Source organism: Bordetella sp. MIP270_01_BMS, from assembly GCF_054958705.1.
On record NZ_CM143297.1, the window covers coordinates 4,269,743 to 4,283,123 of the forward strand.

A 13,381-nucleotide genomic window follows, 5' to 3' on the forward strand; every position below is an offset into this window, starting at 1 on the left:
AGCTGCACGCGTTAAAATGCCAAGCTTTGCCTGCCCGGTTGGGGCGGGTTTCCAGCCAGAGCACGAGATGTCCCTTATCGTTCAGAAATATGGCGGTACTTCGATGGGCTCGGTCGAGCGCATCCGCAATGTGGCCCGCCGCGTCGCCAAGTGGCACGCGGCCGGTCACCAAGTCGTGGTGGTGCCTTCGGCCATGGCCGGCGAAACCAATCGCCTGCTGGGCCTGGCCCGCGAAATTTCCAACCAGCCCGATCCGCGCGAGCTCGACATGATCGCCGCCACCGGCGAGCAGGCCAGCAGCGGCCTGTTGTCGCTGGCGCTGCAGGCCGAGGGCGTGCCCGCGCGCAGCTACGCGGGATGGCAAGTGCCGGTCCGCACCGACTCCTCGTTCACCAAGGCCCGCATCACCTCCATCGACGACGCCCGCGTCCGTGCCGACCTGGACGCCGGCAAGGTCGTCATCGTCACCGGCTTCCAGGGCATCGACCCCGACGGCCACATCACCACGCTGGGTCGCGGAGGTTCCGATACCTCGGCCGTGGCGGTGGCGGCGGCGCTGGGCGCCCACGAATGCCTCATTTTCACGGATGTCGACGGCGTCTATACCACCGACCCCCGCGTGGTGCCTGAGGCGCGCCGCATGAACGTGGTGTCTTTCGAAGAAATGCTCGAAATGGCGTCGCTGGGCTCCAAGGTGCTGCAGATCCGCTCGGTGGAATTCGCCGGCAAGTACCGCGTGCCCACGCGCGTGCTGTCGTCACTGACCGACCCGCTCATTCCGCTCGAAGAAGAAATGACTTCGGGCACGCTGATTACTTTTGAGGAAGACGAAAAAATGGAAGCCGCCGTTGTCTCCGGCATCGCCTTCAGCCGCGACGAAGCCAAGATCACCTTGCTGGCCGTGCCCGACAAACCCGGCATCGCTTATTCCATCCTGGGCCCGGTCGCCGCCGCCAACATCGATGTCGACATGATCGTGCAGAACCAGTCGGTGGCCGGTACCACCGACTTCTCGTTCTCGGTGAACCGCAACGAGTTCCAGCGCACCATCGACCTGCTCAACCGTGAAGTCGTGCCGGCCGTTCAGGCCCGCGAGCTGATCACCGACGACAAGGTCGCCAAGGTGTCCATCGTGGGCATCGGCATGCGCTCGCATGTGGGTGTCGCCAGCCTGATGTTCCAGACGCTGTCCCAGGAAGGCATCAACATCCAGATGATCAGCACCAGCGAAATCAAGACCTCTGTCATCATCGATGACAAGTACATGGAGCTGGCCGTGCGGGCGCTGCACAAGGCGTTCGGCCTGGACCAGAGCCCCGCTGAAAAAGCTTGATCGAAGCACGTTTTCCGGCCCGCGCAGCTGGTGTGGGCCAAAAAAAGCGTGCTAGAATCGCAAGTTCTGCGGAGACGTGCCCGAGAGGCTGAAGGGGCTCCCCTGCTAAGGGAGTATGTGGCTAAAAACTGCATCGTGGGTTCGAATCCCACCGTCTCCGCCAGAGCCGAAAAAGCCCTTGTAAATCGAGGGCTTTTTTTATTGGTCTTGAGAGATCAACAGCTTAAGTCCGTATTGATCCCCCCTGGTCCCGGCTAATCTCTGCTGAGCATCGGATTCGTTGAATCTATGAATAAGAAATTTGCTCGATCGGCGGAGGTTATTCGCAGATCTGCTCTCAAACCAGTTTAGATTCATGTGCGTCGGCGTCTTCGCAGGCATGCACGAAAGCGTCAGCCAGTCCCGGCACCGCGCGCTTGTGCCAGATCGCGCTGACGTCGAAGCTGGGCAGGCGGGCCCCGTCAATCACTTCACAAAATCGGACGCCCTTGAAGTCGAGTGAGCGTATCCAGCTGGGCAGCAATGCGACACCACATCCGCCCGCCACGCAGGCAAGTACCGTGAGCGTGCGGTTGGCCTCCTGCACGACCTCGGCGTCCAGGCCTTCTTTGCGGAAGGCGTCGATCACTGACTCGTAGAACGTTGGCAATTGCGCGTGGGGAAACATGACCAAGCCTGCGCGGGCAATCTCCGCCATATGTATCTGATCTCGCCGCTCCAGGGAGAGGTCGGCCGGCACAGCGGCCGTTAGGCGTTCGCGCATGAGCACTTTCTCGTGCATGACGCCAGTCAGTGCGATGGGCGTATGGACCAGCGCGACATCGATTTCGCCGCAGGACAACGCCCGGGCCTGTTCCGCGTTGCTCATTTCGTGCAATACGACGCGTACGCCTGGCGCATACGCGCGCAGGGCGCGCAAGCCGCGTGGAAGGATGTCAATCAAGGCGCTGGAGACCAGGCCCGCGCGAAGCACTCCCGCGCGTCCCTGTGCGATGGCCTGGGCCGCGTCCTTGGCATTGATGATGCGAAACACGCCGCTGCGGATGTCTTCGGCGATCTGTCGGGCCGCGGCCGTGGGCTCCGCGCCTCGCCGGGAACGATGAAACAGCCGCACGCCAAGTTCGCGTTCCAGCCGTGCCAACGATTGGCTCAAGGCCGGCTGGGCCACGTTCATTGCTTGCGCCGCCTTGCTCAGGCTGCCCGCATCCAGAACAGCAAGGAATTCTTCCAGTCGGCGAATATCCATCACAAGACCTTATATAAAAACATAGAAATATGGATAGATAAATATATCAAGCCTTCCTAGAATCTGCCCATGCTCCTGGCGCGGGTAGCCGCGAGCATCCAGGCAGCCCTTTTATTGGTCAACGTTGTGTCCTTTTCTGTTGATACTCACGCGCACGCTTTCGTCCGTTCTCTCGCGCTCGCAGCGGGACGCCGATACACGCCCGACTATGACGCACCACTGGAGTCTTACCTATCGCACCTCGACGCTCACGGACTGGCGGCAGGTGTACTGATCCAGCCCAGTTTCCTCGGCACGGACAACCAATACATGCTCTGTGCCATACGCCAAGCACCGCGCCGGTTGAAAGGGGTGATCGTCATCGACGAGGGTACCAATGTCGCGGAGCTGGAACGCCTGGCGCTGGCGGGCATTGTCGGCATACGCCTGAACCTTATCGGCCAGCCGCTGCCCGCCGTGGATGCAGGCGCCTGGCCTGATCTGCTGGCTTGCGTCCGCGAGCTGCAATGGCACGTCGAACTGCACGTCGAAGCCGCCAGGTTGCCCGACATCATGACGGCGTTGCGCCCCACGCGCTGCCGTGTGGTCGTCGATCATTTCGGCCGCCCCGACCCTGCGGCGGGCACGGCTGACCCCGGATTCCGCTGGCTGCTCGACGCAGCCGGCGAATATGACCTTTGGGTCAAGCTGTCCGGTGCATACCGGAATTGGAGCGAACCCTCCGGTACGCAAGCGCGACTGACGGCCGAGCTTCTGCTCAAGCACGTCGGCCCGGACCGGTTGCTGTGGGGTAGCGATTGGCCTCACACACAGCATCCGGGCGTGACGTATGCGCAAAGCCGCCACGCGTTGGATGACTGGATCGGCGATCCGGAACTGCACCACCGCATACTTACGACAAATCCCAGAACTTGCTTTGGTTTTCAAGGAGACATGACGTCATGATCAGTTACCGCACCTTTGCCGTGACCCTCCTCGCCGCGGCGCTGCCGCTGACGGCAGCGCGAGCGGCATGGCCCGAGAAGGCTATTACCATGGTCGTAACCTACCCGCCCGGGGGCACCGTGGATACCGTTGCCCGCATCATCGGGCCCAAGCTGTCGAGCATACTGGGCCAATCAGTTGTCATCGACAACAAGGGTGGCGCCGGCGGCATGATAGGCGCGGCTGCGGTCGCGCGATCCGACCCGGACGGCTATACCCTCATGCTCGACGCGTCGAGCCATGCCCAGAACCCGGCCCTGCAATCCAAAATGAGTTTCGACACACTCAAGGATTTCCAGTCCGTGTCCTTGCTGCTGCGCGTGCCAAATGTGCTGGTTACCACACCGGACAACAAGATCTTCGGCTCTGTCCAGGACGTAATCACGAATGGCAAGTCATCGAGTCCTGCCTACTTTGCCTCGGCCGGACCCGGCTCGGCGCAGCATCTGGCCGGCGAACTGTTCAACGTCATGGCCGGCACGAAACTCGTGCATGTCGCCTATAAAGGCGGCGGCCCAGCCATGGTCGATGTGATGTCCGGCCAAGTGCCCCTCATGTTCGCGAGCCTGGGTTCGGCGTCGAAGCATATTCAGGGGGGTAAGCTGCGTCCCATTGCCGTGGGCGGCGAGAAGCGCTCAACCGTCCTCCCGAAATTGCCGACGATTGCCGAATCGGGCCTGCCAGGATTCGCATCGTACGAGTGGAATGCCGTGTTTGCGCCGGCGGGCACGCCCAGGGACATCGTGGAAAAAATCTCGGCAGCACTTTCCGACGTACTTCAGGATCCGGAAGTGAAGAGCAAGCTCGAAGGCATGGGGGCGGAGATCGTCGGTTCCACACCTGAAGCACTGGAGGCTTTCCGCCGCTCAGAAATCGACAAGTGGCAGAACGTCGTCAAGCAGAGTGGCATTGCGGTAAATTGATCCACGCGGCCCGTCACGGCGGCGGGCTGACCTCGAGCCACACGATACCAGCGACTGGGTGCCGGACGAGAGGCCATCGGAAAGGGTTGCGGGTAACCAGGGAAATTGCGTGACTGGCGGGGCGATCGAGCCCCAGCCGGGTGTCGCAGAACGATCGCGTGAACATGAGCTTCCAGTGCAGCGAAATGGATTTTGTCTTGAGTTTCATGGCGTCGAGTACTCCGTGTCGTCGATCACTGCCGATGCGCCTCGAGGGTTCAGACTTTCGACGATCGCTGCATAGCGCTGTCCAGTCTGGGTCAGCGCCGCAACATAATCCACCTGGCCGATGCCTGCGGCTTGTAGTCCAGCCGACAGCGGCATGCGATGATCGATCACGGCATGCCCGCCCAGGTCCAGGCACCATTGCCCCGTTTCTTGCCGCGAGGCAGTGGCGACCACAGTCAGTTGGGTAAGCTCGCGAGCCAGTTGGACCAGTATTGAGCCGACGGCACCCGCACCGCCGACCCTCAGCAGGGTCTGGCCAGCACCACCATTCTTCGGGACGCGCCGTGGATCAAACAGTAATTCGTAGGCGGCGATGGATGTCCGCGGCAAGGCTACCGCTGCGGCATCGTCTAGCGATGTTGGTGCGAGCGCGACAATACGTTCATCCACCAGGTGGAGCTCGCTGCTGGGCCAGGGCGATCGGATCAGCTCGACCGTACGGATCACGCGTACAGAGCGCGATAAGAAGCCGACCTCGATGCGCAGGTCCTCGCGAATGAAGTCGTCACTTACGTTCAGGACTCGGATACCTTTGCGTGGATTACCGTTCATGCGACGCCCGAATTCCAGCATCGTCCAGAACGACACGGTGCTCTTGTCGTTGCGGCGTACATCCAGCGCGTAAGGCGATTTCGACCGGTCTGGCGCGGCCCCGGTTCAGTGCATGCGGCAGCCGTGACGATTCGGCATTCGCATGACCGCCATGCCGCTCGATCCGGCGGCTGGCAGGCAAGGGAGCCGAATGTGCGCGTGCCTGCCTATGCCGCTATCAACGCCTGCGTTGCAAGGCGATCGAATCAGAGCATCAACAAGGCCAATGCCGCAATAGCGGTGGGCCCCAGCGCGCCCAGCAGCAGGCCGCCTGCGCTGACCGTTTCATCGGAAAACCCGCGCTTGAGCAGCGCCACACCGGCAGGGTTGGGCGCGTTTGCGATCACCGTGAGGCCTCCGCCAGCGACCGCGCCTGCCATGAGCATGTACTTGGCGTCGTCGGACATGCCGGGGATGAGTGAGCCCAGGTATGTCAGCGCAGCGTTGTCGGTGATGGCAGTCAGGCCCAGCGATCCGAAGAACAATGCCAAGGGCTGCAGGCCGGACACGATGGGCTCCAGCCACCAGCGCTGCAGGCCGCCCAGTACGACGAGACCGGCAAGGAAAAAGCCCACCAGCAGCGCTTCTTTGATAATGAGCGGGCTCTGGTGCCGGTCGTAGGCCTGGGTATAGCCTAGGAACAGCAGGAACAGGCCCAGGAAGGCGACCGGGTGGTGGGCGAGCATGACGACCGCAGCCAGTGTTGCAAAGTGGACCGCCACCACTGACAGCGGAATCCGGGCCGTGCTCTGCGCTTCAGCTGCTGCCTGGGCCGCCGGCGCGGCGACCAGGTGCCGGCTGACGACGTAGGTGGCAATGGTGGCGTTGATGACGACGGCGATTGCCGCCTTCCAGCCGAAGTTGGCCAGCATAAATGCCGAGTCCCAGTTCCACGTGCTGGCCACCATCAGGACGGGAGGCGCTGCGTAGGATGTCAGGGTTCCGCCGATGGATATATTGACGAACAGGACGCCCAGGGCCAGGTACTTGGCGCGGCTGGGCATCGACTGCGTGAATATTTGCGGCGCCAGCAGCAATGCGGCGATGGTCATGGCCGCGGGCTCGGTAATCAGCGAACCCATCAGCGGCACAACCGCCAAGCCGAGCCAGGCGGTGGCCACGGCGGTCCTGACCGGCAATACGTGCGCAATCCGGCCCACCGTTGCCATGACTGTATGCAGCACAGGGCGCGAGGCGGCCACTACCATCACGACGAATACGAACAGCGGTTCGGTGTAATTGCGCGATTCGGCATAAGCCAGCGCCTCTCGGCCGCCCAGGCCCACGGCCATGGCCGCAATGAGCACCGCCGCCCAGAACCCGAATACAACCTCGACTTCTCCCAGCAGGTGAAACAGCCCGGCGTGACGCGGATAGCGGTGGGAAAGACGTTCGAATTGCTTGGCCGCGAAAGTATGAAGCAGGGCCAGGGCGAAGATGAAGGCGGCGACGAGGTCGAAAGTGGCGAAAGAGGCGTTCTGCATGGGCACGGGATCTCCGCGCGGCGGCCCGACCTGCGCTCTAGCCTGCCCGGCAAGAGGTTGCCGGACACCCAAGTCGCGCAGTGTATCAAAGCCGGGAGCGTGATGTTGCCCGCTCCCGGCCCCGGTTCCTGGATTGCACTGCGAAAGGCTTTGCCAGCGGATACTTTCGCGGTCGGCGCGGGCCTATGTTGCGGCCGGCACCGAACCTTGCCGCAGCTCGCGCGCCTGACGGACGGAGTCCACGACCTTGGTCAAGGCCTCGACCGAATAAGGCTTGTGCAGCAGCTCGTACTCGGTGGGCCCGAATTCGGCCAGGACATGGCTGTAGCCCGTGGCCAGCACGATATGGATGTCCGGCCACTGCGCATTGATGCGCTGGGCCAGGTCGATGCCATTGATCTCGGGCATGACGATGTCGGTAATGACCAGGTCGAACGCGCCCTGCTGCTGTTCGAGCGTGTCGAGCGCTTCACTGCCATTGGCTGCGGTCGTGACTTGTTGCCCGAGGTCTTGCAGCAGGCTGGTCACGATGTTGTTGACCTCGATGTTGTCTTCCACCAGCAGCACCCGGTACTTGGGGCGCAGCATGGCGTCGAGCGAGCCCGCCTGGGGCGAGAGCAAGTCTTCGTAGCCCAGCGGTTGCGCCACGGGCAGATGCAGCAGGAAGGTCGTGCCTGATCCCAGCGCGCTGTTTACATCGACCAGTCCTCCCGATTGCGACATGAATCCCAGCACCTGGCTCAGGCCCAGGCCAGTACCGCGGCCAGGCGCCTTGGTCGTGTAGAACGGCTCGAAGATGCGGTCGATGTCGGTAGGCGCGATGCCCGATCCGGTGTCGGTGATGGAAATGGCGATGTGGGGGGAGTCGGCGGCCGGGTGATGCCGGGTAGCGGGCACGGCATCCACCGACCCCACTTTGATGCGCAACGCGCCCCCGTCGGGCATGGCGTCGCGCGCGTTGATGAGGATGTTGAGTATGCAGGTTTCCAGCTGGTTGCGATCCGCATGCACATAGCAAGGTTCGGCGCCGAGATCGTACTGGATGTCGATGGAAGAGCCCTTGGTGGCATGGATGAGGTCTTGCATGCCTTCGATGCAGCTGCGCACATCGAACGTCACGGGACGCAGTGGCTGCTTGCGCGCGTAGGCGAGCAGTTGGCGCGTCAGGTGCGCCGCGCGGTCGGCCGTGGTCGATATGGCGTCGATGTAGCGTTGCCGCTTGCGCTCGGTAAGCCCGGGCTGGCGCAACAACTCGGCGGAGCCGCGTATCACCATCAGCAGATTGTTGAAATCGTGGGCGACTCCGCCGGTCAGCTGCCCGAGTGCCTCGAGTTTCTGCGATTGGTGCAGCGCCTCGCGCGCCATCTGAAGTTCTTGTTCCGACTGCTTCCGGTCGGTGATGTCGCGGGTGATCTTCGCAAAACCCAGCAATTTGCCGGATTTGTTGCGTATGGGGTCAATGACCACGTTGGTCCAGAAGCGCGTGCCGTCTTTGCGCACGCGCCACCCTTCGGCTTCGAAGCGCCCTTCGTGTGCCGCCGTCGCAAGCGCCAGCGCGGGCTTGCCGGCGGCGCGGTCTTCATCGGTGTAGAAACAGGAAAAGTGCTTGCCTATCACTTCTTCCGCGCGGTAGCCCTTGAAGCGTTCGGCTCCCGCGTTCCAACTGCTTATATAGCCTTCGGGATCGAGCAGGTAAATGGCGTAGTCCATTACCGCTTCAACCAGAAGCTGGTAACGGTACGCCTCGTCAATATCGGACAGGCTGCCCGGATGTGCGCCCGTCGTGCTCATAGGGATGTTCGTAGGCATGGACGCAATGTTCAGTGAAATAACTTGGAAATTTGTATTATTGAGCGACGGATGGAAAAAGGAAATAGAGCGCCGCGGGTCTAGTGGCCATCGGCCAGGCCCGGGCATGCGTACCCGGAAACGAATACCTTGGGAGCGCGTCCGTCGTCATAGTAAACGTGGCGGCGAACCCGGCCGATATCCGCGCCGTAGCAATGTATGCTGATGGCCACATCGTCGTCGCTGGCGTTCTGGACCCGATGGATGTCGCCCAGGGTAGGCGACACGAACTCGATCCCGCCTTCCTCGAGCGTGGTGGCTGGCCCTTCCTGGATGGCCCGGGTGCCGTCAAGGCGATAGCGTGTGCCGATCTCGCCGCCGCGCAGCATGCCGATGACTCCCCAGACGGTGTGGTCATGGATCGGAGTTCGTTGCCCTGGGCCCCACACGAAGCTCACCACTGAGTAACGGCCGCGTTCATCGCGGTGCAGTAAGTACTGCTGGTAGTGCTCGGGATGCGGCACGCCATAGGCCGGATCGAGCCAGTCGTCGTATTGAACCAATTGGCGCATGGCCATGCCCACGCGGTCGAGCAGGGCGTGCTCGGCGTTGGAGTCGGATACGGCCTGGTCCAGCGCTTCTACGAATGAATTGAGCCGATGGTGCATGGTGGGTGGATTCTTTCTCAAGCCGTGACTATAGAGGGTTGGCCATACCGGCCGCAAATGGGTGGCCGGGCAACCCGGGCACGCTATTTGCAGCGGTGTTTCATGGGCCGCGCGATGGCGGCATCTTGACGGGGTGCATCATGGCGACGAGAACAATCTGGAAGGGCGCTATTTCGTTCGGGCTGGTCCACATCCCAGTGGGCTTGCACACGGCCACCACCAATTCCGGGGTGGATTTCGACTGGCTGGACAAGCGCAGCATGGACCCGGTCGGCTACAAGCGCATCAACAAGCGCACCGGTAAAGAGATAGACCGCGAGAACATCGTGAAGGGCGTCGCCTATCACGATGGTGAGTACGTCATATTGTCCCCGGATGAAATTGCGGAGGCCTACCCCCGCACCACCCAGACCATCGAGATTCAGCGCTTCGTGGACGCCGCCGAGGTGTCCTTCGTGTACCTGGAGCGCCCCTATTACGTCGAACCGATCAACCGCGGGCACAAGGTGTATGCCTTGTTGCGCGACACCCTGGCCAAGACCGGCAAGATCGGCATTGCCAAGGTCGTGATCCAGACCAAGCAGCACCTGGCGGCCTTGATTCCGTCCGGCGACGCGCTGGTACTGAATCTGATGCGGTGGGGCGAAGAGGTCAAGTCGATGAAAGGCCTGGACTTGCCGGCGGTGGGCGCCAAGAACATGACGCCCAGCGCCAGCGAGCTGAAAATGGCCAAGATGCTCGTAGAGGATATGTCGGGCCCCTGGGACCCGGAAGAATTCCGCGACGAATTCCGCGACACGGTGATGGATCTGGTCGAGAAGAAGGCGCGCGCCGGCAAGACCGAAACGGTGATCACGCCCCAGGAAGAATCGCCGGCTTACGCCGACAACGTCATCGATCTTACCGAACTGCTGCAGCGCAGCCTGAAGGGGGGGAAAAAGGCCGCCCCGGCGCGCAAGAGCAGCGCGAAGGCGGCCAAGAAAGCCGCGCCCCGTAAGCGGGCAACCAAGAAAACAGCCGCCAAGTCCGGCAAGACTGGCAGCACGCGCAAGGCGGCTTGACGATGGGCGACACGCTGAAGCGTTACCGCGAGAAACGCGACTTCACCCTGACCCCCGAACCTGCCGAGGGCGGGCAGTCCAATGAGCAGGCTCGCGCCTTTGTGATTCAGAAGCACTGGGCGAGCCGGCTGCATTACGATTTTCGCCTCGAACTCGATGGGGCTATGAAAAGCTGGGCCGTGCCGAAAGGGCCGACTTATGATCCTTCGGTCAAGCGCATGGCGGTACAGGTGGAAGACCATCCCATCGCCTACAACCAGTTCGAAGGCGAGATTCCAAAGGGCCAGTACGGAGCCGGCAAAGTCATCATCTGGGACGAGGGCGTCTGGTTGCCCGTGGGAGATCCGCGCAAAGGGTGGCGTGATGGCCACCTGAAGTTCGATCTGCAAGGCCACAAGATGCAGGGGCGGTGGGCCTTGATCCGTCTGAAGGGTAAAGAAAGCGAAAAGCAGCCGCCGTGGCTGCTGATCAAAGACCGCGATGAACATGCCAGGGCAGAAAGCGAGTTTTCACTCGTGGACGAAATGCCTGACAGCGTCGTGCCCTTGCGCAAGGCATCCAGCCGCGCACGCGCCGCGCCGACCGGCAAGGCCGGCCGAAAGGGCGCCGATACCAATCGCCCCCAGGCTGGGCATGCCGCTGCGGCGGACGCCGCGGGCAAAGCAGCGGGCAAGGGCGCGGGCAAGGGCGCGCCTCAGGCAGCGTCGGACAAGGCAGCAGCGGTTCAGGCCTCTGCCGATGCGCCCATACCGGGCACTCCCGCCGCCATGCCGGCCGAACTCAAGCCGCAACTGGCCACCCTGGTGGACGGCCCTCCGCAGGCCGGCGACTGGCTGTACGAATTGAAGTACGACGGGTACCGCCTGCTTGCGCGCATCGAGAATGGCAACGTGCGTCTGTATACGCGCAACGGGCACGACTGGAGCGAGCGCCTGCCCCATCTGGTTCACGCCCTCGCAAAGATTGAAGTGCCCACGGTTTGGCTGGACGGCGAGATCGTGGTGCTGTCCGACAACGGCACGCCCAGTTTCCAGGCGCTGCAGAACGCCTTCGACAGCGAACGCACGGGCGACATCATTTACTACGTGTTCGATATGCCATTTGTGGCGGGACGCGACATACGCGCCGAGCCGCTGCACGCGCGCCGGGCCTGGCTGGGGCAGCTCGTCGAGGCCTATCGCGAGCCGCTTGACGACGTGGTGCGTTTCAGCGAAACACTGGAGGCGCCGGCCAGCCAGCTGGTGGCCTCGGCATGCAAAATGGGCCTGGAAGGCATCATCGGCAAACGCCGTGATGCAACTTATGTATCGCGCCGCAGCGACTCGTGGGTCAAGCTCAAATGCGCCCAGCGCCAGGAGTTCGTCATCGTGGGGTACACCTCGCCCAAGGGGTCCCGTGCCGGCTTTGGCGCCTTGCTGCTGGCCGTGCATGGCGAGCGGGGCGAACTGCGCTATGCGGGCAAGGTGGGAACCGGCTTCGATACGCGCGGCCTGGAGTCGCTGGCGCGGCAGCTGAAGTCGCTGGAGTCGACACACAGCCCGCTGGAAGCGGGCGCCTCGTCCGCGCGCGGGGCGCATTGGGTCAAGCCGGAGCTGATAGCCGAGGTGTCTTTTGCGGAATGGACGGCTTCCGGCCATGTGCGCCAGGCCACCTTCCGTGGTTTACGCAGCGATAAGCCTGCGAAGGCGATCGAGCGTGAGCAGCCGGTGTCGGCCCGTGAGGTCGGTGCTGGCGCGCCCGCGCGGCGCGGGAAGGGCGCCGCCCCGGCCAGGGCCAAAACCGCCCCGGGGGCGAACGGCGGGTCTCGCGGCCCGGCGCACGGCCGTTCTTCCGCAGCCACGAAAAGCGGCGGCAAGGCCAGCGGAACCGTGGCCGCCCGCGGGGGAGGCCGTCCGGCGAAGCTGACCAACCCCGAGCGCGTCATCGATCCGTCTTCGGGTCTTACCAAGCTGGACCTGGCCCGTTACTACGGGCTGGTGGCGCCATTGCTGCTTGAACACCTGCGCGCCAGGCCGGTGTCATTCGTGCGCGCGCCGGCTGGCATCGGCGGTGAACTGTTTTTCCAGAAGCATCCGGACATCGACACCATGCCGGGCGTGAAGTCTTTGCCTCAGAGCTTGTATCCGAAACATCCGCCGCTTGCCGAGGTCGCGACTTTGCAGGGCATTATGTCGTCCGCGCAGATGAACGTAGTGGAGTTCCACACCTGGAACGCCGTCAAGTCGGCGATCGACCGGCCGGACCGCATGCTGTTCGACTTGGACCCCGGCGAAGGCGTGAAGTGGCCGGCGGTGCGCCAGGCCGCCGAGCTCGTACGGGTACTGCTGCACGAAATCGGTTTGCAGGCCTGGCTGAAGACCAGTGGCGGCAAGGGCCTGCATATTGTCGTGCCGCTGCGCAAGCAGTACGACTGGGACGTCGTGAAAGACTTTTCGCAAGCCGTGGTGCAACACCTGGCGCGGACGGTGCCGCAGTTGTTCGTGGCCAAGAGCGGCCCCAAGAATCGCGTCGGCAAGATTTTTGCCGACTATCTGCGCAATGGCTTCGGCGCCACCACGGTCGCGGCCTGGTCGGCGCGCGCGCGTCCCGGGCTAGGCATTTCCGTGCCCCTGGCCTGGGACGAGTTGGGCGATATCGACCGCAGCGATCGCTGGACGATCGCCAATGTGCATGAACGGCTCGACGTGGGCGATACGCCGTGGGACGACTACCGGCCGCAGTCTCTCGGCAGCGCCATGAAGGCGTTGGGGTTCGATCGCGGATAGCCGGGGGGCGCCCGATGTGGCGTGGAACTTGCGAGGTCCGGAAAAAAGGTGTTATAGTCGTCGTCTTTGCAGCGCCCGTAGCTCAGTTGGATAGAGTACTTGGCTACGAACCAAGGGGTCGTGGGTTCGAATCCTGCCGGGCGCGCCAAATTTTGAAAGGGTCTCCATTGCGAGGCCCTTTTTCTTTGCCGGTCTGGCGGACGTGTCACGCGCGAAATCGTCCGGAGAGGCGGCGGCCGTCCGGTACAGGCCCCTTGTGACGTGCTCCGGT

Annotated in this window: 11 protein-coding genes and 2 tRNA genes; 7 read left to right on the forward strand and 6 right to left on the reverse strand. The window is 62.9% G+C overall.

The annotated features are described in order from the left end of the window. Nucleotides 1-67: 67 nt before the first annotated feature. A complete protein-coding gene (locus ACV17W_RS20080; protein WP_462594122.1) occupies nt 68-1,333 on the forward strand; it encodes an aspartate kinase in 1,266 nt (421 codons plus the stop codon). A gap of 70 nt (nt 1,334-1,403) precedes the next feature. Next, a tRNA-Ser gene (locus tag ACV17W_RS20085) sits at nt 1,404-1,496 on the forward strand. A gap of 174 nt (nt 1,497-1,670) precedes the next feature. On the opposite strand, the gene ACV17W_RS20090 is transcribed toward ACV17W_RS20085, so the two are convergent. Next, on the reverse strand, nt 1,671-2,579 hold the full coding sequence (locus ACV17W_RS20090; protein ID WP_462594123.1) for a LysR family transcriptional regulator: 909 nt from the start codon (nt 2,577-2,579) through the stop codon (nt 1,671-1,673). Between the two features lie 126 nt (nt 2,580-2,705). Between ACV17W_RS20090 and ACV17W_RS20095 the strand changes: the two genes are divergently transcribed. Together ACV17W_RS20095 and ACV17W_RS20100 are read left to right on the forward strand one after the other, a co-directional pair. Then, the gene (locus ACV17W_RS20095) at nt 2,706-3,524 is read left to right on the forward strand and encodes an amidohydrolase family protein (RefSeq protein ID WP_462594124.1); all 819 of its coding nucleotides are present in this window, start codon (nt 2,706-2,708) and stop codon (nt 3,522-3,524) included. Continuing rightward, nucleotides 3,521-4,486 carry a tripartite tricarboxylate transporter substrate binding protein gene (locus ACV17W_RS20100; protein ID WP_462594125.1) on the forward strand — a complete coding sequence of 322 codons (966 nt, stop codon included), beginning with the start codon at nt 3,521-3,523 and terminating at the stop codon, nt 4,484-4,486. Before ACV17W_RS20095 ends, ACV17W_RS20100 begins: the two co-directional genes overlap by 4 nt. Nucleotides 4,487-4,499: 13 nt before the next feature. Here the strand turns inward: ACV17W_RS20100 and ACV17W_RS20105 are convergent, their stop codons facing one another. The 5 genes from ACV17W_RS20105 to ACV17W_RS20125 all read right to left on the reverse strand — a co-directional run bounded on the left by ACV17W_RS20105 (nt 4,500) and on the right by ACV17W_RS20125 (nt 9,284). After that, nucleotides 4,500-4,694 carry a hypothetical protein gene (locus ACV17W_RS20105; protein ID WP_462594126.1) on the reverse strand — a complete coding sequence of 65 codons (195 nt, stop codon included), beginning with the start codon at nt 4,692-4,694 and terminating at the stop codon, nt 4,500-4,502. After that, a complete protein-coding gene (locus ACV17W_RS20110; RefSeq protein ID WP_462594127.1) occupies nt 4,691-5,341 on the reverse strand; it encodes an MDR/zinc-dependent alcohol dehydrogenase-like family protein in 651 nt (216 codons plus the stop codon). The genes ACV17W_RS20105 and ACV17W_RS20110 overlap by 4 nt, the downstream gene beginning before the upstream one ends. Nucleotides 5,342-5,550: 209 nt before the next feature. Continuing rightward, nucleotides 5,551-6,828 (reverse strand): putative Na+/H+ antiporter, encoded by a 1,278-nt coding sequence (locus ACV17W_RS20115; protein WP_462594128.1) that lies wholly within the window; start codon nt 6,826-6,828, stop codon nt 5,551-5,553. A gap of 183 nt (nt 6,829-7,011) precedes the next feature. After that, nucleotides 7,012-8,619: a PAS domain S-box protein gene (locus ACV17W_RS20120; protein ID WP_462594129.1), complete on the reverse strand. Its 1,608-nt coding sequence runs from the start codon at nt 8,617-8,619 to the stop codon at nt 7,012-7,014. Nucleotides 8,620-8,717: 98 nt separating this feature from the next. Continuing rightward, entirely contained in the window at nt 8,718-9,284 is a 567-nt protein-coding gene (locus tag ACV17W_RS20125; RefSeq protein WP_462594130.1) for a cysteine dioxygenase family protein, read from the reverse strand. A gap of 140 nt (nt 9,285-9,424) precedes the next feature. On the opposite strand from ACV17W_RS20125, the gene ku reads away from it, so the two are divergent. The 3 genes from ku to ACV17W_RS20140 all read left to right on the forward strand — a co-directional run bounded on the left by ku (nt 9,425) and on the right by ACV17W_RS20140 (nt 13,258). Continuing rightward, nucleotides 9,425-10,345, forward strand: a complete 921-nt coding sequence (gene ku, locus ACV17W_RS20130; protein ID WP_462594131.1) for a non-homologous end joining protein Ku — start codon at nt 9,425-9,427, stop codon at nt 10,343-10,345. Between the two features lie 2 nt (nt 10,346-10,347). Next, the gene (ligD, locus tag ACV17W_RS20135; RefSeq protein WP_462594132.1) at nt 10,348-13,110 is read left to right on the forward strand and encodes a DNA ligase D; all 2,763 of its coding nucleotides are present in this window, start codon (nt 10,348-10,350) and stop codon (nt 13,108-13,110) included. 71 nt (nt 13,111-13,181) lie between these two features. Next, nucleotides 13,182-13,258: transfer RNA gene (locus ACV17W_RS20140), tRNA-Arg, on the forward strand. Nucleotides 13,259-13,381 lie beyond the last annotated feature (123 nt).